Genomic DNA, 25,078 nt, shown 5'->3' on the forward strand with positions numbered 1-25,078 from the left:
GCTCAGGCCATGAAAGCCCCGGGCACCGGTGCCTCGCCGAGCGCGTTGCGCAGCACCGCCCAGTGCATGGCCTCGTCGCCGAGGATGCTCGCCGCCGCCTTGGCCAGCGCACGGTCGTCGAACATCGGCACTGCACCCAGGTAGGCGCTGACGGCGCCTTGCTCCAGCTTGGCGGCGAAGCGCAGCACGTCGGCCTGCGACTTCAGCTGCGAGGTCGGAAAGTCGTATTTCGCCTTGGCGCTCACGGCCTTTCCGCCGAGCTTCTCCACGGTCGCCGCGAGCAACGCGGCATGGGCCCGGTGGTGGCCCTGGAAGGTCAGGGCCAGATCGAGCACCGGCTTGTCGAGTAATTTGCTCTCGGCCCCGACCTGATAGGCCGCGATGGCCTCGAGCTCCGACCCGAGCGCGGTGTTGAGGATCTGCGCATCGCTCGCTGCATCGCCGCCGGCCTGGGCCGCGAGCGCATCGTTGCCTGCCAGCAGCGCGACGGCAGCACCCGACAGCAGCAGGCCGGAGCGGCCGAGGAAGTAGCGTCGCGCGGCGACGGGCGTGGGCATCCGAAGGAAGGACATGGCGGTCTCCTTTTCCAAAGTGAGGCAGGACGGGTGGAAGAAATCAGGCGGGCGGACCCGGCGGCGGTCCGGTGATGACGGCCATCACGCGCGCGACGATCTCGTCGCAGCGTGCGCCGGCAAAAGAGAAGGCGTCGCCGATGGCGACATCGATTTCGCGCGACAGGGCTTCGCGCAGCAGGCCCCGCGCGCGGAAGAAGCGGGAGCGAACCGTGGCCTCGGGAATGCCGAGTGCCGCGGCCACTTCCTCGATGCTCAGGTCCTCGACCGCGCGCAGCACGAAGACGGTACGAAACACCTCGGGCAGCGCGTCGATGCCCGCCTCGATCAGCTTGCGCGTCTCGCCTCGCATCGCGCTGCGTTCCGGTTGTTCATCGGGGTCTGCCTGCATCCACATGCCCTCCGGGGTATCGACTGGCTCGACCGCCGTGTCGAAGGGGATGACCTGGGCGCCGCCCCGCCGCCGCAAGCGTCCCAGGGCCTCGTTGGCCACGATGCGCACCAGCCAGGTCGAGAGCCTGGCCTCCGCACGAAAGGAGCCCAGCGCGCGCCACGCACGCAGATAAGCGTCCTGCAAGGCGTCCTGTGCGTCGTCGTCGTTCTTCAGGATGCTGCGGCCGGTGCGAAAGAGCAGCCGGTTGTGCCGCCGCATGATGAGCTGGAAGGCGAGGGCGTCGCCTTGCGCGGCTCGCGCGGCGAGCTCGTTGTCGGTCGGCGCCGCGGGGTCGTTGGCGTCCTGGATGCGTTCGAGCGTGTGCATGGTGGTGTCGTCGTGTTGCCCATTGGATGGACGGGGACGCATTCCTGTTCCCAGACGTAAATCGGCGAGCTGGACGACAATCCGCCCCTCAATGAACTTCCGACATGTTCCGGGCCGCTGGTGGCGGCTCCCGCTCCTGCTGCTGGCACTGTATTCATGGCAGCCGCTCGTGCACGCATCCGACATCTTCGGTTATGTCGACGACAAGGGCGTGGCCCACTTCGCCTCCGAGAAGATCGACGAGCGCTACCAGCTCTTCTTTCGAGGCGGCCAGGCTTTCGATACCGCCCAGGGCATCGGCTCGCTCGCGCGGGGCCGCGCGGGCGGCATCGATGGCAAGGTGCCGCGCGCGTCGCAATCGCTGCTCGCGTTGTTCGAGGCCTCGCCCAACTACAAGCCTGCCCAGAAGGCGCTGCGCGAAGCGGCACAGCGCCATGACATCGACTACGAGCTGCTCCAGGCGCTCGTCGCCACCGAGTCCGGCTTCGATGCGCGTGCGGTCTCGCCGAAGGGCGCGCTCGGCCTGATGCAGTTGATGCCGGCGACCGCGCAGCGCTATGGCGTCGGGGCCGACAAGCGCGGCTCGATCGAGAAGAAGCTCTTCGATCCGCACGTCAACATTGCCGCCGGTGCCCGCTACCTGCGCGACCTGATCGCAATGTTCCCCGGCGACATCGAGCTCGCGCTCGCCGCCTACAACGCAGGCGAGGGCGCGGTGCAGCGCGCGGGCAACAAGATCCCCAACTACCGGGAGACACAGAACTACGTGAAGACGGTGCTGCAGCTCTATGCCTACCTGAAGCCCTCGACGGCGTCAGGCAGAGGCAACGCGCCGGCCCGCGTGCGCATGGAGCTGGCGGCGCCGCGCGGCGGCGCAGCGGGGCGCGGGAACATGCCCTCGCCATCGAGCGCAATGCCTGCGTTGCCGGAACTGGCCGAGGCACCGCAGGCGGGCGACATGGATGCGAGCGGCGCGCCGCTGAAGCTGTCGGATCGGATCTCGAAGCAACGATGAGGGTCGCACCCGCGCCCGGGAGCTGATCGGTTGAGAGGGCGGGCACGGCCACTACACTTGCCGCTCCCACAAAGTCTCTCTCGCAATGGATTCCCAACCGCCCCTCGATTTCCAGAACCCCGAAGAGGACGGGGCCCTCACGCTGGCCGATTACGCGCAGACCGCGTACCTCGAATACGCGCTTTCGGTCGTCAAGGGCCGCGCGCTGCCAGATGTCAGCGACGGCCAGAAGCCGGTGCAGCGGCGCATCCTCTACTCGATGTCGCGCATGGGCCTCGGCTTCGGGGGCGCCAACGGCACCGTCGGCGCCAAGCCGGTCAAGAGCGCCCGCGTGGTCGGCGACGTGCTGGGCCGCTTCCACCCCCACGGCGACCAGGCCGCCTACGACGCGCTGGTGCGCATGGCCCAGGATTTCTCGCAGCGCTATCCGCTGGTCGACGGCCAGGGCAACTTCGGCAGCCGCGACGGTGACGGCGCCGCGGCCATGCGCTACACCGAGGCGCGGCTGTCGCGCATCACCAGCCTGCTGCTCGACGAAATCGACGAGGGCACGGTCGACTTCATTCCCAACTACGACGGGTCCACCGAAGAGCCGCGCCTGCTGCCCGCGCGGCTGCCCTTCACGCTGCTCAACGGCGCCAGCGGCATCGCGGTCGGCCTGGCCACCGAGATCCCCAGCCACAACCTGCGCGAGATCGCCGACGCGTGCGTGGCGCTCATCAAGACCAACGGCAAGCTTTCCGACGAGGAACTGCTTGCGCTCGTGCCCGGCCCCGACTATCCCGGCGGCGCGCAGATCATCAGCGGCCCGGCGGACATCGCCGAGGCCTACCGAACGGGCCGCGGCTCGCTCAAGGTGCGCGCGCGCTGGAAGATCGAGGAACTCGCGCGCGGCCAGTGGCAACTGGTCGTCAACGAACTGCCGCCCGGCGTCAGCACGCAGAAGGTGCTGGAGGAAATCGAGGAGCTCACCAACCCCAAGGTCCGTGCCGGCAAGAAGGCGCTGACGGCCGAGCAGACCCAGCTCAAGGCGGCCGTGCTCGCGGTGCTCGACGTGGTGCGCGACGAGTCGAGCAAGGACGCGCCGGTACGCCTGGTCTTCGAGCCCAAGACCTCGCGCATCAGCCAGGAGGAGTTCATCACCACACTGCTGGCGCAGACCTCCCTGGAGAACTCGGCCCCCATCAATCTCACCATGGTGGGCATCGACGGCAAGCCGACGCAGAAGTCGCTGCGCCAGATGCTCAACGAGTGGATCGCCTTCCGCGAGATCACGGTGGAGCGCCGCTCGCGCCATCGGCTCGGCAAGGTGCAGGACCGCATCCACATCCTGGAGGGCCGGCAGCTGGTGCTGCTCAACATCGACGAGGTGATCGCGATCATCCGCGCCGCGGAGGATCCGAAGGCTGCGCTGATCGCGCGCTTCGAGCTCAGCGAGCGGCAGGCCGAAGACATCCTCGAGATCCGGCTGCGCCAGCTGGCACGGCTGGAGGCGATCAAGATCGAGCAGGAGCTCAAGGGCTTGCGCGAGGAGCAGAAGAAGCTCGAGGACATCCTCGCCAGTCCGGCCGCACTGCGCCGCCTGCTGGTCAAGGAGATCGAGGCCGACGCGAAGAGCTTCGAGGACCCGCGCCGCACGCTGATCCAGGCCGAGAAGCGCGCCGTGGCCGAGGTGCGCGTGGTCGACGAGCCGGTGACGGTGATCGTCTCGCAGAAGGGCTGGGTGCGCACGCAAAAGGGCTGGGCCAGCGAGCGCGCGGCCGGCGCCGCTGCGCCCGAGTACAGCTTCAAGTCCGGCGACGCGCTCTACGGCGCCTTCGAGTGCCGTTCGGTCGACACGCTGCTGGTCTTCGGCACCGCCAAAGACAAGAGCGTTCGCGTCTACAGCGTGGCCGTGGCGTCGCTGCCGGGTGGGCGCGGCGACGGCCAGCCGGTAACCACGCTGATCGACCTCGACAGCGGCACGCACGTCGCGCACTACTTCGCGGGGCCATCCGGCGCTGCGCTGCTGTTGTCCAATACGGGCGGCTACGGCTTCATCGCCTCGGTCGAGAACATGATCTCGCGCCAACGCGGCGGCAAGGCCTTCATCGATGTGGGCGAGGGCGAGCAGCTGTGCCGGCCCTCGCTGGTGGGCGGGGCGAGCGGTGCCGAGCCGATGCCGGCGGCCACCCACGTCGCCTGTGCTTCGACGGGCGGGCGCATCCTGACCTTCGAGATCCTGGAGATGAAGGCGCTACCGAAGGGCGGCCGCGGGCTCACGCTGATCGACCTCGATGCCAAGGACACGCTGGCCGGCGCCGCCGCCTATACGCGCAGCGTGAAGATCGAAGGCATCGGCCGCGGCGGCAAGGAACGCGAGGAGACGCTGGAGATCCGCAGCCTCAACAACGCGCGCGGCAGCCGTGCGCGCAAGGGCAAGGCGGCGGACCTGGGCTTCAAGCCGACCAGTGTCGTGCGCGTGCTCTGAGGAAATCAACGCATGGACTTCGGCCCGATCGGCCTCTTCGTCCTCATCGTGACCAGTGCCGCGAGCTTCCTGCTTGCGCGCTGGCTCTCGAAGCGGCGGCGCGACTCGAAGCGCGAGCGCGAGCGCCGCACCGAGGAGGCCGCGCAGAGCCGCCAGGTGCGGAGGGCGCGTGAGCGCAGGCAACAGCGACGCTGAGCGGGGCTGCCTGAAGACCGGTCCTGCGACCGCCGCATTCGAAGCTCGCCCTTCTACCTGAGCCCTTCCCACCAAAGCGCATTGGCGCGCGGCCTTCCGACCGTCAGCACCTCCCCGATCACCGGCGTCGCAAGGTCGATCTTCTTCGTCTGCGCCAGCTTCGCGATGCGGTCCAGCGGATCGTGCCACGTGTGGAAGGCGAGGTCGAAGGTGCTGTTGTGCACCACGTACAGCACCTTGCCGCGCAGGTCCTCGAAGGCACGCACGCTCTCTTCGGGCGTCATGTGGACCGCGGGCCAGTAGGCGTCGTAGGCGCCGTTCTCCATCAACGCCAGGTCGAAGCCGCCGAAGCGCTCGCCGATCTGGCGGAAGCCCGAGAAATAGCCCGAGTCGCCGCTGTAGAAGATGCGCTGGCCGCCGCTCTCGACGATCCACGAAGCCCAGAGCGTCTTGTTGCGGTCGGTGAGCGTGCGGCCCGAGAAATGCTGGGCCGGCGCGGCCGTGAGCCGTACTCCCTCGTGCTCGGTGGCCTGCCACCAGTCGAACTCGGCCACGCGCTCGGGCGGCACGCCCATCTCCAGCAGGCGGGCACGCACGCCCAACGGGACGAAGTAGCGCTGCACGCGCTGCGCCAGGTACTCGATGGTCGGCACGTCGAGGTGGTCGTAGTGGTCGTGCGAAAGGATCAGGCCCTCGATGGGCGGCAACTGCTCGAGCCGCAGTGGCGGCTTGTGGAATCGCTTCGGCCCTATGAACGAGAAGGGCGAGGCGCGCTCACCGAACACCGGATCGATCAGCCAGTACTTGCCGCGCAGCTTGAGCAGGTGCGAGGAATGGCCGAGGCGGATCACGTGGTTGGCGTCGCGGTCCAGTGCTTCGAGCTGCGCCGGGTCGAGCGCCTGCACAGGGATCGGATCGACTGGCACGGTCCCGGTCTTGGTGCCGCCCAGGAAGCGCGACCAGATCTTCCATGCACTGGCCGAGGGCAGGGCCTGGGGGTTGGGCAGGTTCTGGAAGCCGCAGTCCTTGAACTGCGGGGAAGCCGCGTAGGGCGTCTCGCAGGCGCTGCTCGCGGTGCTTGCGCAGCCGGCGACCAGCCCGAAGGCCGCGGCCAGGATGAGGCTCTTGCAGAGGAGGGCGGTGGTCATCGGTGGCTCGGAAGAGGAGAGGGCTGTTGCGGCGACGGCCGAGCTTACCTGTGATCCGGCATAGGCCGTTCGCGGCATTGCCGGCCCCTGCGAGGCATGAAATATTCCGTGCGGAACGACGAGGAGCCGCATGGACGAAGCGATCCGCAAGCTGGTCACGGCCCGCCGCGAGGCGCTCTCGGGGGCCGATGACGGCAGGCGGCCGTGGGGCCTGGCGCTGTCGGGCGGCGGCATCCGCAGCGCGACCTTCTGCCTCGGCCTGCTCAAGTCGCTGGCCGCGCGCCGGCAACTGCTCGAGTTCGACCTGGTCTCCACGGTCTCGGGCGGCGGCTACATCGGCGCCACGCTGGGACGGCTGTGCACCAACGCGAAATCGGCCGAGGAGGTGCGCGAGATCGAGCGCGCCTTCGGCGACGTCGACCGCGCGCGTTTCGGCTGGTGGCTGCGCGGCAACGGCCGCTACCTGATCCCCGGGGGCCTGCGCGATACGCTGTTTGCAGGTGCGCTCTACCTGCGCAACCTGCTGGGCACGCACATCGAGATCGCGATCGCCGCCAGCCTGATCGGCATGGTGCTGGCCGCCATCAACCTGGTGCTGTGGGACTCGGTGTTCCGAGCGGTCGACCTCAACAGCGTGCCGCCCGACTCGGTGGTCGGCGTCAGCGACCTGGGCAGCGTGCATTCGCTGCGCCTCCTGGTGCAGTGGGCGACGCAATGGCCGACGCTGTGGTTCACGCTGGTGGGGCCCTTCATCGCCTCGATCGTGCTGGCCTGTGCCTATTGGTCGGTACGCGACCGGAGATCCACGGTATCGATGCTGCTGCAGGTGGGGATGTGGTGTGCACTCGCCGCAGGGGCCTGCTGGGTCGGACCGCAGTTGGTCCGCCACTACAGCGGGCCGGGATGGCCGGCCCCGGCGTTCGTGGGCTTCGCATCGTGCTGGGTGCTCGCGCTGCTGTGGGTGCTGTGGCGCAGCCGGAAACGTTCGCCCGCGCAGTTGCGCAACGACCTGACCGACGCGCTCGCTTCGGTGATCAACACCGCGCTGCTGATCGTGATGCTGGGCCTGCTCGACCGGGTCGGATGGTGGATCGCAGCCGAGAGCCAAGACATGCGTGCCTCCTACGGCGCCGCCTTGCTGCTGGTGGCGGCGGCGCTGCGCGGCGTGCTGCCGATGATGCTGTCTCAGAAGCAGCAGGCACCCGGCATCGGCAAGACGCTGATGCTCAGCATTGCGAGCCTGGCAGGCTTGCTGCTGGCCTTCTGCCTCGCGGCCTGGTGGGTGGGCGTGGTGTATGCGGCGACGCTGCTGCCGGTGTTCACGCCGTCCGGGTTGGACTTCTCGCGCGGCTGGGTCTGGCTGGGCACGATTTTCGTCATCGTCTTCAGCTACGCGCTGGTGACGGGGCGCAACTTCGGCTTCCTCAACGTCTCCTCGCTGCACATGTTCTACAAGGCGCGGATCGTGCGCGGCTACCTGGGCGCGGCCAACGCACGCCGCCTCGGCGCAAGCCCGACGGAGCAGGTCTCGGGGCTCGAGCCGCCGCAGGTGCCGGTCGGCGAGGTCGACCCGCAGGACGACATCTCCCAGCTCCACTATGCGCCGCACCTGCACGGCGGTCCGGTGCACCTGGCCAACGTCTGCATCAACCAGACGCACGACACCAAGCAGAAGCTCTTCAACCGCGACCGGCGCAGCCTGCCGCTGACCATCGGTCCACAGGGCTGGATGCAGGCCGGCGGCGCGGGCTGGGCGCAGGCGCGCGGCGATGGCGCGCTCACCCTGGGCGCATGGACCGCGATCTCGGGCGCAGCCTTCGCGCCCGGCCTCGGCCGCCTGACCAAGCGCGGCATTGCGGCGTTGTCGGTCTTCGCCGGCCTGCGCCTGGGCTACTGGTGGAACAGTGCCGAAGCGGGCATCGTGCAGCGCGGTGCCGCGGTGCATGGCAGCCCGCTGCTGATGAAGACGCGCTTCATGCTGCTCGAATGCTTCGGCGTCTTTCCCGGCAGCAGCTCCGCCAACTGGTACCTGAGCGACGGCGGCCACTTCGAGAACACCGGCGCCTACACGCTGCTGCGCCAGGAGGCCGCGCTGATCGTGGTCGCCGATTGCGGCGCCGACCCGGACTACCGGTTCTGCGATCTGGAGATCTTGATTCGCCGCGCGCGCATCGACCTCAATGCCGAAATCACCTTCATGAAGCCGCGGCCCGACGCCGACTGGGCGCACCTGGGCGCCTTCGGTTCCCTCAACGACCTGGCCTCGACCCAGAGCCAGGCTTGCCTGGCGCTGGCGCAGGTGCGCTATGCCAGCGGGGCGACCGGGCAGATCGTGCTGGTCAAGCCCAATGTTTCGGCTGCCCTGCCGGTGGACCTGGTGAACTTCAAGGCCGCCAATCCGCTGTTCCCGCAGCAGCCCACCACCGACCAGTTCTTCGACGAGGCGCAGTGGGAAAGCTATTTCCGCCTCGGTGCCGAGATCGGCACGCGCCTCGAGGGCGACATGCTGGCGCAGGTGGCGGCGGGCGCCCCCGGCATGTTCGTGCCGGATGACGGGCAGCCGCAGCCAATCATGAAGGCCGCTCCGACGGGCGACGGCAAGGCGCCGGACAAGGACAGCGCCACCGCGGCCGCCGTGGGGTCGATGAGCCGACTGCAGGCACGCGTGATGCGGGCGGGCGCGGTGACCGCCTCTGTCGGCATCGGGACCGCCGCGACCTTCGCCGTCGCGGCCTGGCAGGGCATCGACAGCTGGCGCGCGCAGCGGGCCGAGACGGAGAAGGCAGAGAACAGCTCCTTCAAGGAACTGACCGAGCACTGGGCCCGCCTGCAGGCGAGCGCATCGAACAGCGAGGCGTCCGCCCAGTTGGCCGCCGAACTGCTGCGCACTGGCGACCTGCTGTGCCGCGAAGGGCGCGACAACTTCATGGCCAAGTTCCGGCTCTCGGTGCGTATCGTGGATGACGCCAAGCAGGCCTGCGCCAGGGCGCCCGCCGAGCAGCGTACGCCGGCCTGCGCGCGCCTGCTCGATGCAGGCAACGGCATCGACTGCCTGCAGCCCGCGCAGGCGCCGCCCTGCGCGCCGCGCTACTGGGCCCGCGACTACACCGGCCAGGTCGGCTCCAAGCAGAACTGCAGCGGCATCCTGCCCGCGCCCTGGCCCGCGGTGGTGTGGCTGCGCGACCGCATCCGGGACGTGGGCCCGGACGAGGTGCCGATCGGATCGGCCCCGCCCGCGGCCGGTCCCGCAGTGCAACCCTATCCGAACGCTGCCCCCGGCCCGGGCGTCGAGCCCTCGAACGGGACCGAAGCGCCCCCGCCGCCGCCGCCACCGCCTGCCGCCGACATCTGCGCTGGCACGGTGGTCTACATCCAGCTCTACGGTCCCGCGCTGCGCGACCGGGCGCGCAGCTGGCGCGGCCCTTGGCGCACGCTGGGCGCCTCGGTGCCGCCCCTCGAAGATGTGCTGAGCACCTCGCGCCGGGCCGGGCGCTCGCCGCCGGTCGGCCATCCGGAGCCGACCATCATCATCCGCGACGAGAAGACCCGGCCCTGCGCCGAGGCACTGATCCAGACCGCTGCCTCGCCGACGGGCCAGCCCTGGGCGATCAAACTGCGACCGCAGGGCGGCGCCGAGACGAAGAACAACATCGAAGTGTGGCTGCCGCGCACCGGCGGGCCACTGGCGAACTGAAGGCATGGGCCTGCTGAATTGGCACGCAGGCCCGTACGAAACTTCAGTCCGACCCAGGCCGCCACACCCGCCCCAGCACCGCGAGCCGGCTCCTGAAGCTGTGCCGCTCGTCCGAGAGCGCGTCGATGAAGTCCGAGAGCCGCTTGGACTTGATCATGGTGTAGAAGGTCAGCCACGTCGTGAGGCCGCCCACGACGCCGAACCACAGCAGCTTCCGCCACAGCGGTGCGTCCGCTTCGGCCAGCAGGTTCATCCCGAGGAAGCCGGTGGTGATGGTGCCGATCAGCCCGAACAGCGTGACCACCGTGAGGCGCACCACCGTGTTCGCTTGCCGCCGCAGGCTGTCGGCGTCCAGGTAGGTGTTCATGTCGGCGATGCGCTCCTTGACCTCTTCATAGAGGGGGTCGAGCGCCAGGTGCGTGGTGCACAGGCGCGACAGGGCGCGCACCTGCGCCTGTTCCGAGATCTCGTGGAACCAGTAGCGGTGGGTAAAGCGCAGGAAGCCTTCGAAGCTTGCGCGGATCGCGCGCTTGAAGAGTTTGACGCTCGCCAGGTCGTGCACGTCGAGCCGCCGCAGTGCCTCGACCAGGCGATCGGAAAACATCAGCAGCGCCGCCTTCTGGAAATGCGCGATGAGGAACACCAGGAAGTGCTGGTGCCGGAACTGCGCCAGCACACCGCGGTCGCGGCAGCAGAAGTACTCCGAATCCGCCACGCCGACCACCACCAGCGAGCGGCCGCTGCACAGGTAGCGCGTGTTCGGTGCGCTCCCCGCATCGACCCAGAAGCGGTCGTAGCAGTAGCGCTGTTCGAAATCGGCCAGGTGTTCCTCCGGAAAAGGCTGGGGCCCGCTGCCGCCCACGGCGGGCTCGGCGGCGCCTGTCACCAGCGCCAGCCGGATGAAGTCGCTGCGCGAGAGGCGGCGCGGATCGTCGAGGGCCAGGTAGGCCATCAGCGGCATGCGGTAGTACTCGAGTTGGCGAAAGCGCAGCGCGCCGGCCTCGCCCGAATGGTCGCTGACCAGCGGCTGCATCAACCAGGCCCAGTGCGCTGCGATGCGCGGCGCGCGGTGCTCGGCCACGTGTTCGAGGAAGAGGTCGCGCTGCTGCGCATCGGAGCTCGCGAGCACGCGGCCGCCGGCGTCCAGCCACTCGACGCTGGCCATGCAGTGCAGCGCCGTGCCGTGCGTGTCCCATCCACCGGGGTAGGCGCGGCCGAAGCGGTAGAGGACCTCCTGCGCCTGCGGCAAGCTCAGGTCGTCCACGCCGACCTCCATGTTGAGCATCACCACGTCGACGTCGAAGAAGAAGTAGAGGTCCGTGTGCACCACATGGAGCGTGATGGGCGCATCGCCCGGACGCGCGACGACACGGACGGCCGCGAGGTCGCGCCGGCGAAAGATGCGCATCGGCGACTCCCCGCCCGTGCCGCCTGCCTCCCGGCCGCGGCGGCCGTCGCCGTAGAGGAACCGCTGCACATAGGGCAGGAAGCTCACGAACTCGTTGTAGTGGCGCTCGTGGAAGCCTTCGCTGTTGCCCGTGTATTCGTCGACCTCCTCGCGCCAGGGGGAGGCATCGCCCATCTCCGTCAACAGCTGCCAGGGACTGCGCCGTTGCAACTGCTGCCCCTGCACCGGCATCAGGCGCAGCGGCCACAGCAGGGTGGCGCGCAAATGACGTACGGCGGGCGCCGCGCCGGTAGTTGCCGCCTGCGTCGCAGCTTCTGCCGTTGGAGTGATTTGCTGCATGGCGCGAGTGTAGGCATGCGCATGGCGCGCGGCTGACGACAGAGCGGTTTAGGGAAATCCCTGATCCACGCTGAAACCGGTTTCAGTACACTGACGCAAGCCTTCGAGAATGCCTTTCGGTGCCGCTGCAACGCAAGCGCCACAGGCTCCCAGACCCTCATTCAAAGTGAACTACCAATTCCAGTTCGACGCCGTCTTCGCCGCCTGGCCGCTGCTGCTGAAGGGCACCTGGATCACGATCCAGCTCTCGCTCGTGGCCACGCTGCTGGGCCTGGTGGTGGCGGTCTTCTGCGCCTGGGGCAAGACCTCCGGGCCGGGCTGGCTGCGCTTCATCATCAACGCCTACATCGAGGTGATCCGCAACACGCCTTTCCTGGTGCAGCTGTTCTTCTTTTTCTTCGCGCTGCCGGCCATCGGGCTGCGCTGGTCGCCGTACACGGCCGCGCTCACCGCGATGGTGGTGAACCTCGGCGCCTACGCGACCGAGATCATCCGCGCCGGCATCGAGTCCATTCCCAAGGGGCAGATCGAAGCCGGCCGGGCGCTCAACCTGAAGCCGTGGGAGATCTTCCGCTTCGTGATCATCAAGCCCGCGCTGAAGGCCATCTACCCGGCGCTCACCAGCCAGTTCATCCTGCTGATGCTGAGTTCAGCGGTCGTGTCGGTGATCTCGGCCGACGACCTCACCTCGGTCGCGGCCAACCTGCAGTCGCAGACCTTCCGCAGCTTCGAGATCTACATCGTGGTCGCCGGCATCTACCTGGCGCTCGCGCTGCTGTTCTCGGCGCTGTTCAAGCTGATCTACCGGCGCACGCTCAACTACCCGGACCGGCGCTGAGGCATTGTCATCCATGCGTACTTTCGGCTTTCCTGATTTCCTCTTCATCCTCGAGGCCGCCAAGTGGACCTTGGCGCTGTCGCTGATCGCCTTCATCGGCGGTGCGATCCTGGGGCTGGTCATCGCGCTGGCGCGCACGTCCGAAAGCAGGGCGGCGCGCGTGCTCTCCACCGGCTTCATCCAGGTCTTCCAGGGCACACCGCTGTTGCTGCAACTGTTCCTGATCTTCTTCGGCGCGCCGGTGCTCGGCTTCGACATCAACCCGTGGATCGCCGCCGGCGTGGCGCTGGTGCTCAACAGCGCGGCCTTTCTCGGCGAGATCTGGCGCGGCTGCATCGAGGCCATTCCGCGCGGCCAGACCGAGGCCGCCCATGCGCTCAACCTCGGCTATGCGAGCCGCATGCGCGACGTGGTGCTGCCGCAGGCCTTCAAGATCGCGCTGGCGCCGACGGTGGGCTACGTGGTGCAGATCATCAAGGGGACCTCGCTCGCCGCGATCATCGGCTTCACCGAGGTCACGCGCGCCGGGCAGATCATCAACAACGCGACCTTCCAGCCGCTGTACGTGTTCACCACGGTGGCGGCCATCTACTTCGTCATCTGCTGGCCGCTGTCTTTGATGGCGGCGCACATGGAGCGCAAGCGTGCCCGGGCACTGGCGCGCTGAGCTTGCTTCCTTCTTTTCCATTCAATCCAAGGAGACCCCTTCCATGACTTTCCTCACCACCCGCCGTGCCGCCATCGCCGCCCTGGGCCTGGGCGCCGCGCTGACCGCCTTTGCACCGCTCGCCTCGGCCCAGTCCGTGGCCGACATCAAGAAGAAGGGCGAAGTCACGATCGGCATGCTGGTCGACTTCCCGCCTTACGGCACCACCAACGCGCAGAACCAGCCCGATGGCTACGACGCCGATGTCGCCAAGCTGCTGGCCAAGGACTGGGGCGTCAAGGCCAACATCGTGCCGGTCACCGGTCCGAACCGCATCCCCTTCCTGCTGACCAACAAGGTCGACCTCCTGGTGGCTTCGCTGGCGGTGACGCCCGAGCGCGCCAAGCAGGTGCAGTTCTCGCAGCCCTATGCCGCGGCCACCATCGTTCTCTACGGCAAGAAGGGCGCCAACATCAAGGGTGCGGCCGACCTGAAGGGGGTGCGCGTCGGCGTGGCGCGCGCCAGTACGCAAGACGTGGCGGTGACCAAGGCCGCGCCCGAGGGCACCGAGATCCGCCGCTTCGACGACGACGCCTCGGCCATGCAGGCGCTGATCTCGGGCCAGGTCGACGCCATCGGCTGCTCCGTCACCGTGGCCGCGCAGATCGCCAAGCGGGTGCCTGCCGACACGTTCGAGAACAAGTTCACCCTGGTGCAGCAGGCCATGGCCATCGCCATGCGCCCCGGCCAGGACGACCTGCTGAAGAACGTCAACGAGTTCGTGTCGAAGAACACGGCCAACGGCGAGCTCAACAAGCTGTACAACAAGTGGCTGCAGACGGACCTGCCCAAGCTCAACTGAGCTTGCGCATGGAGAAGAACAGAGACAGGAGCGCATCCTCATGACGGACGCAGTCGCGACCCACGCCGGCGCCGAGCCCATCATCCGCATGGAAGGGGTGAACAAGTGGTACGGCACTTTCCAGGTGCTGACCGGCATCGACCTGTCGGTGCGCACCGGCGAGCGCATCGTGATCTGCGGGCCCTCGGGTTCCGGCAAATCCACGCTCATCCGCTGCATCAACCGGCTCGAGACGGTACAGAAGGGCAAGATCGTGGTCGACGGCATCGATCTCACGGCCGGCGGGAAAAACGTCGATGCCGTGCGTGCCGAGGTCGGTATGGTGTTCCAGCAGTTCAACCTGTTCCCCCACCTGACCATCCTCCAGAACTGCACGCTGGCGCCCATGCGATCGCGCGGCATGTCGAAGGAAGAGGCCGAGCAGGTCGCAATGAAGTACCTGGCGCGGGTGCGCATTCCGGAGCAGGCCCACAAGTACCCGAGCCAGCTCTCCGGCGGCCAGCAGCAGCGGGTGGCCATCGCGCGGGCGCTGTGCATGTCGCCCAAGATCATGCTGTTCGACGAGCCGACTTCCGCGCTCGATCCCGAGATGGTCAAGGAAGTGCTGGACACGATGATCGGCCTGGCCGAGGACGGCATGACCATGCTGTGCGTGACGCACGAGATGGGCTTCGCGCGCAGCGTGGCCGATCGCGTGATCTTCATGGCCGACGGCAAAATCATCGAGCAGGCGCCGCCGCAGGCATTCTTCGGCAGCCCCAAGCACGAGAAGACGCGGCAGTTCCTGGGTCAGATCCTCAGTTCGCACCAGGCATCATGAGTTCTCCCCCAGGTTGGCCCACTTCGTGTGGCCGCCCACCCCCTCACCGGGGGCAACACCAGCGGCCCGGCAAAGCCGGTTCCGCGGTGTTCCCCGAAGGAGAGATGTCGATATGAACGTCCTCGTTTCCTTGTCTTCCTTTGGTGCGGCCGAGGTGGGGCGGCATGGGCAGCTTTGGTGTACGCGGCTGGCGCTGGAGGCAGGGGCTGACAGCGTGGAGGTGCGCGGCGAGCTGTTGCGCAACGCGTCCGCGGAGCTGCCTGAATTGGCGGGCCTGGCCTCCGTCTATTCGAGTCCGGAGGGACTGTGGTCGGACAACGGCGCGCTGGATGAGGGGGCGCTCGCGCGCGGCCTGGCGGCGGTGGGCGTCCTGCGCGCGCATCGGCTCAAGATGTCCATCGGCGGCTACGCTGCAGGATCGCAGGGCTCGCTGGCGCGGCTCAGGGAACTGCTCCATGAACAGGCGCCCGAGGTCGAGCTGTTGATCGAGAACGACCAGACGGCACGGGCCGGCACGCTGCCCGCGCTGCAGGGCTTCTTCAGCGCGGCCGATTCGGCAGGGCTCGACCTGGGCATGACCTTCGACATGGGCAACTGGCACTGGCTGGGCGAATGCCCGCTCGCCGCGGCCCAGGCACTGGCGCCGCGGGTGCGCTATGTGCACTGCAAGGGCGTACAGCGCCTGCCGGCCAAATGGGTCGCGGTACCGCTGGCCGAGTCGATGGCGCCGTGGCGTGCGGTACTGCGGGCCTTGCCCGCGGATGTGCCGCACGCCATCGAATACCCCCTGGTCGGCGACGATCTGCTCGCCGTCACGCGCGAGCAGATCGCGCAGATCCGTTCGGTTCGCTGAAAGCTGCGCGATGACGAATTCTGCCTTCGATGTCGCCCTGTTCGGCGAAGCAATGCTGCTGCTGGTCGCCGACCAGCCCGGACCGATCGAGAACGCGACCGCTTTCCACAAGCGCACGGCCGGCGCCGAGACCAACGTCGCGATCGGCCTGTCGCGCCTGGGCCTGAAGGTCGGCTGGGCCAGCCGGCTCGGCACCGATTCGATGGGCCGTTCGCTGCTGGCCACCATGCAGGCCGAAGGCATCGACTGCTCGCACGTGACCAGCGATCCGTCGCAGCGCACCGGCTTCCAGTTCAAGGGCCGCGTGACCGACGGCAGCGATCCGCCGGTCGAGTACCACCGCAAGGGCTCGGCCGCGAGCCACATGGGCCCGGCCGACGTCGACGAGGCCTGGCTGCGCTCGGCGCGGCACCTGCATGCGACCGGCGTGTTCGCTGCCATCTCCGACACCAGCCTGCAGGCATCCTTGAAGGCGATGGAGGTGATGCGCGCGGCCGGCCGCACGATTTCCTTCGATCCCAATCTGCGGCCGACGCTGTGGTCCTCGACCGAGACCATGCGCCACTGGATCAACGAGCTGGCGTCCCGCGCCGACTGGGTGCTGCCTGGCATGGAAGAAGGCCTGCTGCTTACCGGTCAGTCCACGCCTGAAGGCGTGGCGCGCTTCTACCGCGAACGCGGTGCCAAGCTGGTGGTGGTCAAGCTCGGTGCGCAGGGTGCCTACTACGACAGCGATGCCGCGGGCACCGGCCAGGTCGACGGCTTTCCTGTGGCGCAGGTGGTCGACACCGTCGGCGCCGGCGACGGCTTCGCCGTGGGCGTGATCAGCGCGCTGCTGGAGGGCAGGGCGGTGCCGGAGGCAGTGCGCCGCGGCGCCTGGATCGGCGCTCGCGCAGTGCAGGTGCTGGGCGACACCGAAGGCCTGCCGACGCGGGCGCAACTCGAAGAGGCGAGGCTGTGATGCGCAGGAAGAAAGTGCTGGTCTTTCGCGAACTCCCCGACGACCAATTGGCGCGCCTGCAGGCCGCGCACGAAGTCACCGTCGCCAACCCGCGGATCGCTGCGCAGCTCGGCGCCTTCGAAGCCGCGCTGCCCGAGGCCCAGGGCCTGATCGGCTCCAGCTTTCCGGTCGACGAGGCGCTGCTCGCGCGTGCGCCCAAACTGGAGGTGATCTCCAGCGTCTCGGTCGGCGTCGACAACTACTCGCTGGCTGCCCTGCATGCGCGCGGGATCCTGCTGTGCCACACGCCCGGCGTGCTCGACGAGACGGTGGCCGACACCGTCTTCGCGCTGCTGATGGCGACCAGCCGCCGCGTGGTCGAGTTGTCGAACCTGGTGCGGGAGGGCCGCTGGACCAGGAATATCGACGAGGCGCTGTTCGGCTGCGACGTGCACGGCAAGACGCTCGGCCTGCTCGGCTTCGGCCGCATCGGCCAGGCCATCGCCAGGCGTGCGGCCCTGGGCTTCGGCATGCCGGTGCTCTACCACGCGCGGCGCGCCGTCGACCTGGCGGAGCAGGCGCCCGAGCTGCTGGGCCGCGCCGCGCACACGCCGCTCGACGAGCTGCTGGCACGCGCCGACATCGTGGTCGCCATGCTGCCGCTGTCGGACAGCACGCGCGGCATGATCGATGCGCGCGTGTTCGCCCGCATGAAACCCGGCGCGATCTTCATCAACGGCGGGCGTGGCGCCACGGTGCAGGAGCCCGCGCTGCTGGCTGCGCTCGACCAGGGCACGCTGCGGGCCGCGGGCCTCGATGTGTTCGCGACCGAGCCGCTGCCCCACGATTCACCGCTGCGCACCCATCCGCGCGTGACGCCGCTGCCGCACATCGGCTCGGCCACGTACGAGACGCGGCATGCCATGGCCGAGCTGGCGACGACCAACCTGCTGAAGGCGCTGGCCGGCGAGCGGCCCGTCGCGGCCTACGACACGGCCTTCGCGTGAGTCTGAAGAAGCCTTCACGAGCAACCATTGCCGACGTGGCGAAGGAGGCCGGTGTCTCCAAGGCCACTGTCTCCCGCTTCCTGAACCACCGCGATCGCCTGCTCAGCGCCGACATCGCCAAGCGAGTGGAGGCCGCCGTCGCCAAGCTGGCCTACACGCCCAGCCCGATGGCGCAGGCCCTGAGCCATGGCCGCTCGCGCCTGATCGGCCTGATCGTGGCCGACATCACCAACCCCTATTCGGTGGCCGTGCTGCGCGGTGCCGAGAAGGCCTGCCAGGAGGCCGGCTACCTGGTAATGCTGTTCAACCTGGGCAACGACATCGATCGCGAGCGAGAGGCGATCGACGCGCTCGCCGGCTACCAGGTCGATGGCTTCATCCTGAACACGCTCGGCCGCGGCGCGGGGCTGGTCGATGCGGACGCGCTGCACGGCAAGCCTGCGGTGCTGGTCGATCGCCGGCATGCCGGCATGCACACCGACTTCGTCTCGCTCGACAACCCCGCCGCAATGAAGGCTGCCTGTGGCCACCTGGTCGAGGGCGGCTATCGCGAGTTGCTCTATATCACCGAGCCGTTGAAGGGCGTGAGCTCGCGGCGCGAGCGCACCGCGGCCTTCTGCGATTGCGTCGCGGCGCACCAGCCGCGCGTGTCCGGGGAGGTGTTCGAAAGCAGCGGCGAGGACAACGATGCGCTCGACGCCGCCCTGCGCGCCGTGCGCAAGCGTGCCGGGCGAGGGCGCCGCGCCGCCGTGCTGTCCGGCAACGCGGTCGTGACCCTGCGCGTGGCCTCGGCGATGGCGCGCCTGGGCTGGCACTTCGGCGTCGAGCTTGGCTTCGTGGGCTTCGACGATCCCGAATGGGCGCCGTTGATCGGCCCGGGCCTCAGCACCATCGCTCAGCCCACCGATGCGATCGGCCGGACCGCGGCAAGCTGCCTGATCGAGCGCCTGCGCGGGCTCGAGGGACCGCCGAGGCAGATGTTGCTGCCGGGGGAGCTGGTGGTGCGCGGGTCGTCGGGCGCGCGATAGCCGGCGTCATCGCGAGGCATTGCGCTCGCGCCCCGAACGGCAATGCGTCGCATGGCCTGGCGGGCACCGAGCATTCGACGCAGGCGACCCGACGTTCCGCTTGCATCACGGCGCTTTCCTGACGCTTTGGCGGCTTCCGCCTGCCAGGCCTCGCACCTACAGTGTTCGCATGAATGCGAAAAGAGGTGCGCGATGAACCCGACCGACAACGACAGGTTTCAGAAGGTCCTGGTGCTGGGCGCCGGCAAGGTGGGCAGCACGGTGGCCGACATGGTGGCCGAGTACCACCACCTGCCGGTGACTTTGGCGGATCGCACGCTGCCGCTTGCGAAGCTTGGCGACCACGGGATCGCACGCGTCGTGCTCGACGTGGAAGAGGACGTCGCGCTCGCGGCGGTGATGGCCGGCCATCAGGTTGTCATCAATGCCTTGCCTTTCCATCTGGCCGCGCGTGTCGCCGCGGCCGCCTGCGCACAGGGCCTGCATTACTTCGACCTGACCGAGGACGTGGCGGCCACAGCCGCCATCCGCGCGCTGGCGCCCAGCGCCGACACGGTGCTGATGCCGCAATGCGGCTTGGCGCCGGGCGTGATCGGCATGCTCGGCATGCAGCTGGCCGGTCGCTTCGACACGCTGCGCGACCTGCACCTGCGCGTGGGTGCGCTGCCGCGCCATGCAACCAACCGCCTGCGCTACGCCTTCACCTGGAGCATCGACGGCCTCATCAACGAGTACTGCAATCCCTGCGCCGCGATCGTGCAAGGCCAGCCGGTGTCGGTGCAGCCGCTCGAAGGGCACGAGACGCTGCTGCTCGAAGGCGAGGCCTACGAAGCCTTCCACACCTCCGGCGGGCTGGGCACGCTGGCCGAGACACTGGCGGGCCGGGTGCGCAACCTCGACTACAAGACGCTGCGCTACCCGGGGCATCGCGACGCGATGGACTTTCTGCTGCATGACCTGCGACTGGTCGAGCGGCGCGAGCTGCTGCGGCAGGTGCTGGAGCATGCTGTGCCGCACAGCCGCGACGATGTCGTGATCGTCTTCGCCTCTGCGACCGGGGAGCGCCACGGCCGCTTCGAGCAGTTGACGCGCATGGCGCGAATCCACGGCGGCCGGCTGCGCGGCGTGGACCGCACTGCCATCGAGCTCGCGACTGCGGCCGGGGTGGTCGGTGCGTTCGAGCTGCTGCGCGCCGGACGCCTGCCGGCACGCGGTTTCGTCGGGCAGGAACAAGTGGGGCTGGACGCCTTCCTGAGCACCCGCGTGGGCAGCTGCTATGCGGCGCTGAACGAGTCGGCCTCGACGCTGTCGCGAGCAACCGCGCGCCAGGGCCATGCGGCCGTCCATACTTGGCCGCCACCGATCCGGCACCGCCGAGCGAAGGAGGCCCGCCCATGAACCATGAAGAACACTCAGTCCTGTTCGAGCGCTGCGGCATCGCCGCCGAGCAGCGATCGGGCGGCAGCCTGTGCGTGCGGTCGCCCATCGACGGCGCCGAGATCGCCCGCCTGCACGAGACGCCGCTGGCCTCGGTGCCGGCGATGCTCGAGCAGGCCCAGTCCGCCTTCCGCCAGTGGCGCGAGGTGCCGGCACCGGCGCGCGGCGAGCTGGTGCGGCTCTGGGGCGAGGAACTGCGCGAGGCCAAGGCGTCGATCGGCCGCGTGATCTCGATCGAGGTGGGGAAGATTGCGCAGGAGGGCCTCGGCGAGGTGCAGGAGGCGGTCGACATCTGCGAATTCGCGCTCGGCCTCTCGCGGCAGCTCTACGGCAGGACCATTGTCTCGGAGCGCCCCGGCCACCGCATCATGGAGCAGTACCACCCGCTGGGGCCGGTGGCAGTGATCACCGCCTTCAACTTCCCGAGCGCAGTGTTCGCATGGAATGCCGCCATCGCGCTGGTGTGCGGCGACCCGGTGATCTTCAAGCCTTCGCAGAAGGCGCCGTTGTCGGGCCTTGCGACCTTCCGCGCGCTGGAGCGCGCCATCGCCCGTTTCGGCGAGCGTGCGCCAGCCGGACTGGCGCAGATCGTGATCGGCGGCGGCCTCCAGGCCGAGGCGCTGGTCGAGAGCCCGTTGATCCCACTGGTCTCGGCGACCGGCTCCACCCGCATGGGCCGCGCGGTAGGACCGCGCGTGGCGGCGCGTTTCGGGCGCCGCATCCTCGAACTGGGCGGCAACAACGCGATGGTCGTGACGCCCGACGCCGACCTCGACATGGCGGTGCGCGCCATCCTGTTCAGCGCGGTAGGCACGGCAGGCCAGCGCTGCACCTCGCTGCGGCGATTGATCGTCCACCGCAGCGTCAAGGACGCGCTGCTCGGCAAGCTGCTGCCGGCCTATGGAAGCCTGCGCATTGGCGATCCGCTGGAGGAGCGCACGCTGGTCGGGCCGCTGATCGATGAGGCCGCGTTCGGCGCAATGCAGGCCGCCATCGCAGAGGCAAAGGCGCAGGGCGGGCGCATCGTCACCGGCGGCGAGCGCGTGCTTGCGGAGCGGTTCGCGCGTGCCTGGTACGTTCGCCCCGCCATCGCGGAGATGCCGGCGCAGACCGAGGTAGTGCGACGCGAGACCTTCGCACCACTGCTCTACGTGATGGACTACGAAGGGCTCGACGACGCGATTGCCATGCACAACGACGTGCCGCAGGGCTTGTCTTCGTGCATCTTCTCCAACAATCTGCGCGAGATCGAACGCTTCATCTCGGCCGCGGGTTCCGACTGCGGCATGGCCAACGTCAATATCGGGCCGAGCGGCGCCGAGATCGGCGGCGCCTTCGGCGGCGAGAAGGAAACCGGCGGCGACCGCGAGAGCGGCTCGGATGCATGGAAGCAGTACATGCGCCGCAGCACCAACACCATCAACTTTTCGACCGAGCTGCCGCTGGCGCAGGGGATTCGCTTCGGCTGATTGCCCGGTTTGACTCCCTCTCCGCTGGCACGGGGCAGGGCTGAGGGCTCCGGGCGTTCAAAATGCACAAGCCTCCCTCGTTTCGCGCATGAGCTTCTTCGCCACGCATTGTTAGCCATCGGGAAACGGACAACTTCTCCACGCCGTCTTGGACGAACGGCGCAGCGCCTGCAGACTCGGTGCTGCTCAAACCGCAAGCCCGGGCTGCCCCGCAGGCCCAGGCTTTTCTTTTTCGAAGAACCCCTCACATGAATGCTCCCTGCACCACTTGCGACGGCGCCGTGCTCACGCCCGCGCATACGGAAGAAGCCTCGCGTTCCGCCTGGCTCGGAGTCGGCTCCATCGCCGTCGGCACCTTCGCCATGGTCACGACCGAGTTCCTGCCCATTGGCCTGCTGACCGATATTGCCGCCGGCCTCGGCACCTCCGACGGCACTGCGGGCCTGATGGTGACGATGCCCGGCGTGCTGGCCGCTTTCGCCGGACCGGCCCTGATCGTGGCCTCGGGCCGGCTCGACCGGCGCACGGTGATGATCGCGCTCAGCGCGCTGCTGGTGGCTTCGAACTTCCTCGCAGCGCTGGCGCCCAACTTCGCGACCATGCTCGTTGCGCGCCTGATGCTGGGCTTGTGCATCGGCGGCTTCTGGACCTTCGCGCCCGGTGCCGGCACCCAGCTCGTGCCCGACGTCTCGAAGGCGCGCGCCATGTCGATCGTGCTGGCAGGCGTCTCGGGCGCGACGGTGTTCGGCGTGCCGCTCACCGCCTTTCTCGGCGACCTGGCCGGCTGGCGCACTGCCTTCGGAGCGACCGGCGTGCTCGCGGCTGCGGTACTGCTGATGCAGATCTGGCTATTGCCTTCGATGCCGCCGGCGCGTGCGATCCGGCCGCGCGATCTGCTGACGCCGCTCACCCGCCGCATGGCGCAGGTGGGTCTGCTCGCGGTGCTGTTCCTCATCGCCGGCCACTTCGCGGCCTACACCTACCTCAAGCCGCTGCTGCAGCAGAGCTTCGGCCTCGGTCCGGATGAGGTGACGACCTTGCTGCTGGTCTATGGCGCGACCGGCTTCGTCGGCACCTTCTTCGGCGGCAGCCTGGTGGCACGCAGCGTTCGCCTGGCTGCGCTGGCGGCGGCGCTGCTGCTGGCGTCGGCCCTGGTGCTGTCGACGCTGGTCGGCAGCGGCATGCTGGCCGGCGCGGTGGTGGTCGTGGTCTGGGGCGCGGCCTTCGGCCTGATCCCGGTGGCGCTCACCGGCTGGATGATGCAGGCCGTGCCTGATGCCCCCGAGGCCGGGCAGGCCCTGCTGGTAAGCGGCTTCCAGGTCGCCATTGCCAGCGGCGCGCTGGCCGGCGGCGTGGTGGTGGACGGCTACGGCATCGCGAACACCATGCTGATGAGCGCCGCGCTGGTGCTGGTGGCGGCAGCCGTCATTGCCGCACTGGGGCGGGCGCCGCGTGCGCTGGCCTTGAATGCGTCGGCCGAGCGGTCTTAAAAAAACATTCGATCATCGAAGCCGAAGGGGTTCCGCTCGACCGTGATCTTGATGGATGCGAACGCCATAGGGGTCCGGGTTCAGGACGATGTTGTTCGCTTCCGGTGCCACCGCGAAAGGCACCTACCGTCCCGGTGCGGGTGGGGCGCTGCATCCCTTAAGTCGATTGCCGCACCTCGCTCACCGCGCTGCGCCGATCGATCTTGCGGCTCAGCACCACCGAGGTGTGGGTGTGCTGGATGCCCTCGATCAGGCCGATGCGGTCGAGCAGGGCGTCGAGCTGCTCGTTGGTCTTGCAGCGCAGCGCGAGCATGTAGTCGTATTCGCCGCTGACGGCCGAGAGCTCCTCCAGCTCGGGCAGCCGTTCCAGCGCGCGGATCACGCCGGCTGCCATCTTCGGCGCGACGCTCAGGCCGCAGTACGCGCGCACGGCGGCCTGCTCCAGGCACTGGCCGAGGCGCACGCCATAGCCGGCAATCACGCCCTCGCGCTCCAGGCGGGCGATGCGCGCGACGACGGTGGTTCGCGCCACCTTCAACTTGCGCGCCAGCTCGGCCGCGGGGGCGCGGGCGTTGGCCTGCAGCAGGCTCAGCAGGTGGCGGTCGGTGTCGTCCAAGCGAACCGCGGCGTCATTCGACTTCGGCGACGAGCTCGATCTCGACGCAGGCGCCGAAGGGGATCTGCGCCACGCCGAAGGCACTGCGCGCATGCGCGCCCTTCTCAGGGCCAAAGACTTCGGCAAAGAACTCGCTGGCGCCGTTGGTCACCAGGTGCTGCTCGGTGAAAGAGGCCGTCGAGTTGACGAGGCTCATCACCTTGACGATGCGCTTGACCTCGTTCAGGTCGCCGATGGCGGCCTGCAGCGTGCCCAGCAGGTCGATCGCGATGGCACGCGCAGCCTGCTTGCCTTCCTCGGTGCCGAGGCTTGCGCCGAGCTGGCCGACCCAGGGCTTGCCGTCCTTCTTCGCGATATGGCCGGAGAGGAAGACCAGCTTGCCGGTCTGCACGAAAGGCACGTAGGCGGCGGCGGGGACCGCGACCGGAGGGAGCGTGATGCCGAGGCTTTTGAGTTTGTCGTCGATGCTCATGGGGATTCCTTGTCTGGATCTTGGAGAGGCGATTGTGTCTGCGTTTGCGTTTGCGTTTGTGCCTGCACCTGCTTGACCGCCTGCGCAGCCTCGGCCCGCAGCTCCTCGAGCGGCTGCACCGTGACCCGCACGTCCAGCGTGTGGCGTGCGCCGCCGTGCAGCACGCCGCGCATGGGCGAGACGTCGGAGTAGTCGCGGCCGACGGCCAGCGCCACGTAGTCGTCGCCAGGCTGGCGGCCGTTGGTCGGATCGAACTCGGCCCAGTCGCCGGGCCCGTCGGCACCGGGAATGTAGACCGAGACCCAGGCGTGCGAGGCGTCGGCGCCGAGGAGCCGAGGCCGCCCTGGCGGCGGCTGGGTCAGCAGGTAGCCGCTGACGTAGCGCGCCGGCAGGCCCAGGGTGCGAAAGCACGCGATCATGATGTGCGCGAAGTCCTGGCACACGCCATGGCGCTGCGCCAGGGCCTCGAGTGCCGGCGTGCTGATCTCGGTGCTGGCGCTGTCGTAGCGAAAGTCGGCATGCATGCGCAGCGCCAGGTCCATGGCGGCGTCGAACACCGGGCGGCCCGGCGTGAAGCTGGGCCGCGCATAGGCGGCGAAGTCGTCATGCCGCGGCACGTAGTGCGAGGGGAAGACGAATTCGGCAGCGGCGTCGAAGCGCGCGCCCTTGGCATAGCGGAAGCGCTCTCGCACCTCTTCCCACGGCAGCTCGCGGGCCGCGGCCGCCGAGAGCACGGGCGTAGAGGTCTCGACCACGCTCTCGGCCCTCACCACCAGCTCGTCGTGGGTCGAATCCAGCGCAAAAAAGGCGCGCACATTGCCGTAGACGTCGGGCGATTCGCTGCGCTGCGCCGGCTCGGGGCTGACGGCAAGCGCGTGGCTCACCAGGCGCTGCGCCGGCGTGGTCCGCGGCTTGAGGTGCGCGAGGTGCTGCGCGGTTTCCACCGGGGGCGAATACGCGTAGCGCGTCTCGTGGGTCACGTGCAGGAGCATGGCCAGG

General features: G+C 68.8%; 22 protein-coding genes. 15 read left to right on the forward strand and 7 right to left on the reverse strand.

Features of this window, described 5'->3' with window-relative positions; translation table 11 throughout:
* Positions 1-2: 2 nt before the first annotated feature.
* A complete protein-coding gene (locus E5CHR_RS13360) occupies positions 3-572 on the reverse strand; it encodes a ferritin-like domain-containing protein (RefSeq protein ID WP_162580296.1) in 570 nt (189 codons plus the stop codon).
* 43 nt (positions 573-615) lie between these two features.
* Entirely contained in the window at positions 616-1,332 is a 717-nt protein-coding gene (locus E5CHR_RS13365; protein WP_162580297.1) for an RNA polymerase sigma factor, read from the reverse strand.
* A 91-nt stretch (positions 1,333-1,423) separates the two neighbouring features.
* Between E5CHR_RS13365 and E5CHR_RS13370 the strand changes: the two genes are divergently transcribed.
* From E5CHR_RS13370 to E5CHR_RS13380, 3 genes are all read left to right on the forward strand, one after another.
* Positions 1,424-2,347 carry a lytic transglycosylase domain-containing protein gene (locus E5CHR_RS13370; RefSeq protein WP_162580298.1) on the forward strand — a complete coding sequence of 308 codons (924 nt, stop codon included), beginning with the start codon at positions 1,424-1,426 and terminating at the stop codon, positions 2,345-2,347.
* An 85-nt stretch (positions 2,348-2,432) separates the two neighbouring features.
* Positions 2,433-4,817 (forward strand): DNA topoisomerase IV subunit A, encoded by a 2,385-nt coding sequence (parC, locus tag E5CHR_RS13375; protein ID WP_162580299.1) that lies wholly within the window; start codon positions 2,433-2,435, stop codon positions 4,815-4,817.
* 12 nt (positions 4,818-4,829) lie between these two features.
* On the forward strand, positions 4,830-5,012 hold the full coding sequence (locus E5CHR_RS13380) for a hypothetical protein (protein WP_162580300.1): 183 nt from the start codon (positions 4,830-4,832) through the stop codon (positions 5,010-5,012).
* A gap of 53 nt (positions 5,013-5,065) precedes the next feature.
* Here E5CHR_RS13380 and E5CHR_RS13385 read toward each other — a convergent pair whose 3' ends face one another.
* Positions 5,066-6,160 carry an MBL fold metallo-hydrolase gene (locus E5CHR_RS13385; RefSeq protein WP_162580301.1) on the reverse strand — a complete coding sequence of 365 codons (1,095 nt, stop codon included), beginning with the start codon at positions 6,158-6,160 and terminating at the stop codon, positions 5,066-5,068.
* Positions 6,161-6,290: 130 nt separating this feature from the next.
* On the opposite strand from E5CHR_RS13385, the gene E5CHR_RS13390 reads away from it, so the two are divergent.
* Positions 6,291-9,854, forward strand: a complete 3,564-nt coding sequence (locus E5CHR_RS13390) for a patatin-like phospholipase family protein (RefSeq protein ID WP_162580302.1) — start codon at positions 6,291-6,293, stop codon at positions 9,852-9,854.
* A gap of 43 nt (positions 9,855-9,897) precedes the next feature.
* Here E5CHR_RS13390 and E5CHR_RS13395 read toward each other — a convergent pair whose 3' ends face one another.
* A complete protein-coding gene (locus tag E5CHR_RS13395) occupies positions 9,898-11,601 on the reverse strand; it encodes a hypothetical protein (protein ID WP_162580303.1) in 1,704 nt (567 codons plus the stop codon).
* 166 nt (positions 11,602-11,767) lie between these two features.
* Here E5CHR_RS13395 and E5CHR_RS13400 point away from each other — a divergent pair, with 166 nt between their 5' ends.
* From E5CHR_RS13400 to E5CHR_RS13450, 11 genes are all read left to right on the forward strand, one after another.
* A complete protein-coding gene (locus E5CHR_RS13400) occupies positions 11,768-12,439 on the forward strand; it encodes an amino acid ABC transporter permease (RefSeq protein WP_162580304.1) in 672 nt (223 codons plus the stop codon).
* Positions 12,440-12,452: 13 nt separating this feature from the next.
* Complete coding sequence (locus E5CHR_RS13405; protein WP_162580305.1) at positions 12,453-13,106, forward strand: amino acid ABC transporter permease; 654 nt, start codon at positions 12,453-12,455, stop codon at positions 13,104-13,106.
* 43 nt (positions 13,107-13,149) lie between these two features.
* A complete protein-coding gene (locus E5CHR_RS13410; protein ID WP_162580306.1) occupies positions 13,150-13,947 on the forward strand; it encodes a transporter substrate-binding domain-containing protein in 798 nt (265 codons plus the stop codon).
* Between the two features lie 40 nt (positions 13,948-13,987).
* Positions 13,988-14,767 carry an amino acid ABC transporter ATP-binding protein gene (locus tag E5CHR_RS13415; protein WP_162580307.1) on the forward strand — a complete coding sequence of 260 codons (780 nt, stop codon included), beginning with the start codon at positions 13,988-13,990 and terminating at the stop codon, positions 14,765-14,767.
* Positions 14,768-14,879: 112 nt separating this feature from the next.
* The gene (locus E5CHR_RS13420; protein WP_162580308.1) at positions 14,880-15,620 is read left to right on the forward strand and encodes a sugar phosphate isomerase/epimerase family protein; all 741 of its coding nucleotides are present in this window, start codon (positions 14,880-14,882) and stop codon (positions 15,618-15,620) included.
* Between the two features lie 10 nt (positions 15,621-15,630).
* The gene (locus E5CHR_RS13425) at positions 15,631-16,581 is read left to right on the forward strand and encodes a sugar kinase (protein ID WP_162580309.1); all 951 of its coding nucleotides are present in this window, start codon (positions 15,631-15,633) and stop codon (positions 16,579-16,581) included.
* A complete protein-coding gene (locus E5CHR_RS13430; RefSeq protein WP_162580310.1) occupies positions 16,581-17,567 on the forward strand; it encodes a 2-hydroxyacid dehydrogenase in 987 nt (328 codons plus the stop codon). Before E5CHR_RS13425 ends, E5CHR_RS13430 begins: the two co-directional genes overlap by 1 nt.
* Positions 17,568-17,569: 2 nt before the next feature.
* Entirely contained in the window at positions 17,570-18,595 is a 1,026-nt protein-coding gene (locus E5CHR_RS13435; protein WP_162583710.1) for a LacI family DNA-binding transcriptional regulator, read from the forward strand.
* A 192-nt stretch (positions 18,596-18,787) separates the two neighbouring features.
* On the forward strand, positions 18,788-19,993 hold the full coding sequence (locus E5CHR_RS13440) for a saccharopine dehydrogenase family protein (RefSeq protein WP_162580311.1): 1,206 nt from the start codon (positions 18,788-18,790) through the stop codon (positions 19,991-19,993).
* Positions 19,990-21,501: an L-piperidine-6-carboxylate dehydrogenase gene (gene amaB, locus E5CHR_RS13445; protein WP_162580312.1), complete on the forward strand. Its 1,512-nt coding sequence runs from the start codon at positions 19,990-19,992 to the stop codon at positions 21,499-21,501. The genes E5CHR_RS13440 and amaB overlap by 4 nt, the downstream gene beginning before the upstream one ends.
* A 248-nt stretch (positions 21,502-21,749) precedes the next feature.
* Positions 21,750-22,991, forward strand: coding sequence for an MFS transporter (locus E5CHR_RS13450; RefSeq protein WP_162580313.1), 1,242 nt, complete (start codon positions 21,750-21,752; stop codon positions 22,989-22,991).
* Positions 22,992-23,148: 157 nt separating this feature from the next.
* On the opposite strand, the gene E5CHR_RS13455 is transcribed toward E5CHR_RS13450, so the two are convergent.
* Genes E5CHR_RS13455 through E5CHR_RS13465 form a run of 3 tightly spaced genes read right to left on the reverse strand, consistent with a single transcriptional unit; the run spans position 23,149 to position 25,071 of the window.
* On the reverse strand, positions 23,149-23,700 hold the full coding sequence (locus tag E5CHR_RS13455; RefSeq protein WP_162580314.1) for an Lrp/AsnC family transcriptional regulator: 552 nt from the start codon (positions 23,698-23,700) through the stop codon (positions 23,149-23,151).
* Positions 23,621-24,079, reverse strand: a complete 459-nt coding sequence (locus E5CHR_RS13460; RefSeq protein WP_162580315.1) for a RidA family protein — start codon at positions 24,077-24,079, stop codon at positions 23,621-23,623. The genes E5CHR_RS13455 and E5CHR_RS13460 overlap by 80 nt, the downstream gene beginning before the upstream one ends.
* Positions 24,076-25,071, reverse strand: a complete 996-nt coding sequence (locus E5CHR_RS13465) for a transglutaminase family protein (RefSeq protein ID WP_162580316.1) — start codon at positions 25,069-25,071, stop codon at positions 24,076-24,078. The genes E5CHR_RS13460 and E5CHR_RS13465 overlap by 4 nt, the downstream gene beginning before the upstream one ends.
* Positions 25,072-25,078: the final 7 nt, after the last annotated feature.

This window comes from Variovorax sp. PBS-H4 (assembly GCF_901827205.1).
In the GTDB taxonomy this organism is placed as follows: domain Bacteria; phylum Pseudomonadota; class Gammaproteobacteria; order Burkholderiales; family Burkholderiaceae_C; genus Variovorax.

Excerpts from the sequence above, each read along its gene's own strand:
- E5CHR_RS13460 (WP_162580315.1), bottom strand. The coding sequence starts at position 24,079 with ATGAGCATCGACGACAAACTCAAAAGCCTCGGCATCACGCTCCCTCCG.
- parC (WP_162580299.1), top strand. The coding sequence starts at position 2,433 with ATGGATTCCCAACCGCCCCTCGATTTCCAGAACCCCGAAGAGGACGGG.
- E5CHR_RS13390 (WP_162580302.1), top strand. The coding sequence starts at position 6,291 with ATGGACGAAGCGATCCGCAAGCTGGTCACGGCCCGCCGCGAGGCGCTC.
- E5CHR_RS13415 (WP_162580307.1), top strand. The coding sequence starts at position 13,988 with ATGACGGACGCAGTCGCGACCCACGCCGGCGCCGAGCCCATCATCCGC.
- E5CHR_RS13395 (WP_162580303.1), bottom strand. The coding sequence starts at position 11,601 with ATGCAGCAAATCACTCCAACGGCAGAAGCTGCGACGCAGGCGGCAACT.
- E5CHR_RS13450 (WP_162580313.1), top strand. The coding sequence starts at position 21,750 with ATGAATGCTCCCTGCACCACTTGCGACGGCGCCGTGCTCACGCCCGCG.
- E5CHR_RS13440 (WP_162580311.1), top strand. The coding sequence starts at position 18,788 with ATGAACCCGACCGACAACGACAGGTTTCAGAAGGTCCTGGTGCTGGGC.
- E5CHR_RS13370 (WP_162580298.1), top strand. The coding sequence starts at position 1,424 with ATGAACTTCCGACATGTTCCGGGCCGCTGGTGGCGGCTCCCGCTCCTG.
- E5CHR_RS13405 (WP_162580305.1), top strand. The coding sequence starts at position 12,453 with ATGCGTACTTTCGGCTTTCCTGATTTCCTCTTCATCCTCGAGGCCGCC.
- amaB (WP_162580312.1), top strand. The coding sequence starts at position 19,990 with ATGAACCATGAAGAACACTCAGTCCTGTTCGAGCGCTGCGGCATCGCC.
- E5CHR_RS13455 (WP_162580314.1), bottom strand. The coding sequence starts at position 23,700 with ATGCGCGCAGTGCCTTCGGCGTGGCGCAGATCCCCTTCGGCGCCTGCG.
- E5CHR_RS13380 (WP_162580300.1), top strand. The coding sequence starts at position 4,830 with ATGGACTTCGGCCCGATCGGCCTCTTCGTCCTCATCGTGACCAGTGCC.
- E5CHR_RS13465 (WP_162580316.1), bottom strand. The coding sequence starts at position 25,071 with ATGCTCCTGCACGTGACCCACGAGACGCGCTACGCGTATTCGCCCCCG.
- E5CHR_RS13410 (WP_162580306.1), top strand. The coding sequence starts at position 13,150 with ATGACTTTCCTCACCACCCGCCGTGCCGCCATCGCCGCCCTGGGCCTG.
- E5CHR_RS13360 (WP_162580296.1), bottom strand. The coding sequence starts at position 572 with ATGTCCTTCCTTCGGATGCCCACGCCCGTCGCCGCGCGACGCTACTTC.
- E5CHR_RS13425 (WP_162580309.1), top strand. The coding sequence starts at position 15,631 with ATGACGAATTCTGCCTTCGATGTCGCCCTGTTCGGCGAAGCAATGCTG.
- E5CHR_RS13385 (WP_162580301.1), bottom strand. The coding sequence starts at position 6,160 with ATGACCACCGCCCTCCTCTGCAAGAGCCTCATCCTGGCCGCGGCCTTC.
- E5CHR_RS13430 (WP_162580310.1), top strand. The coding sequence starts at position 16,581 with ATGCGCAGGAAGAAAGTGCTGGTCTTTCGCGAACTCCCCGACGACCAA.
- E5CHR_RS13420 (WP_162580308.1), top strand. The coding sequence starts at position 14,880 with ATGAACGTCCTCGTTTCCTTGTCTTCCTTTGGTGCGGCCGAGGTGGGG.
- E5CHR_RS13365 (WP_162580297.1), bottom strand. The coding sequence starts at position 1,332 with ATGCACACGCTCGAACGCATCCAGGACGCCAACGACCCCGCGGCGCCG.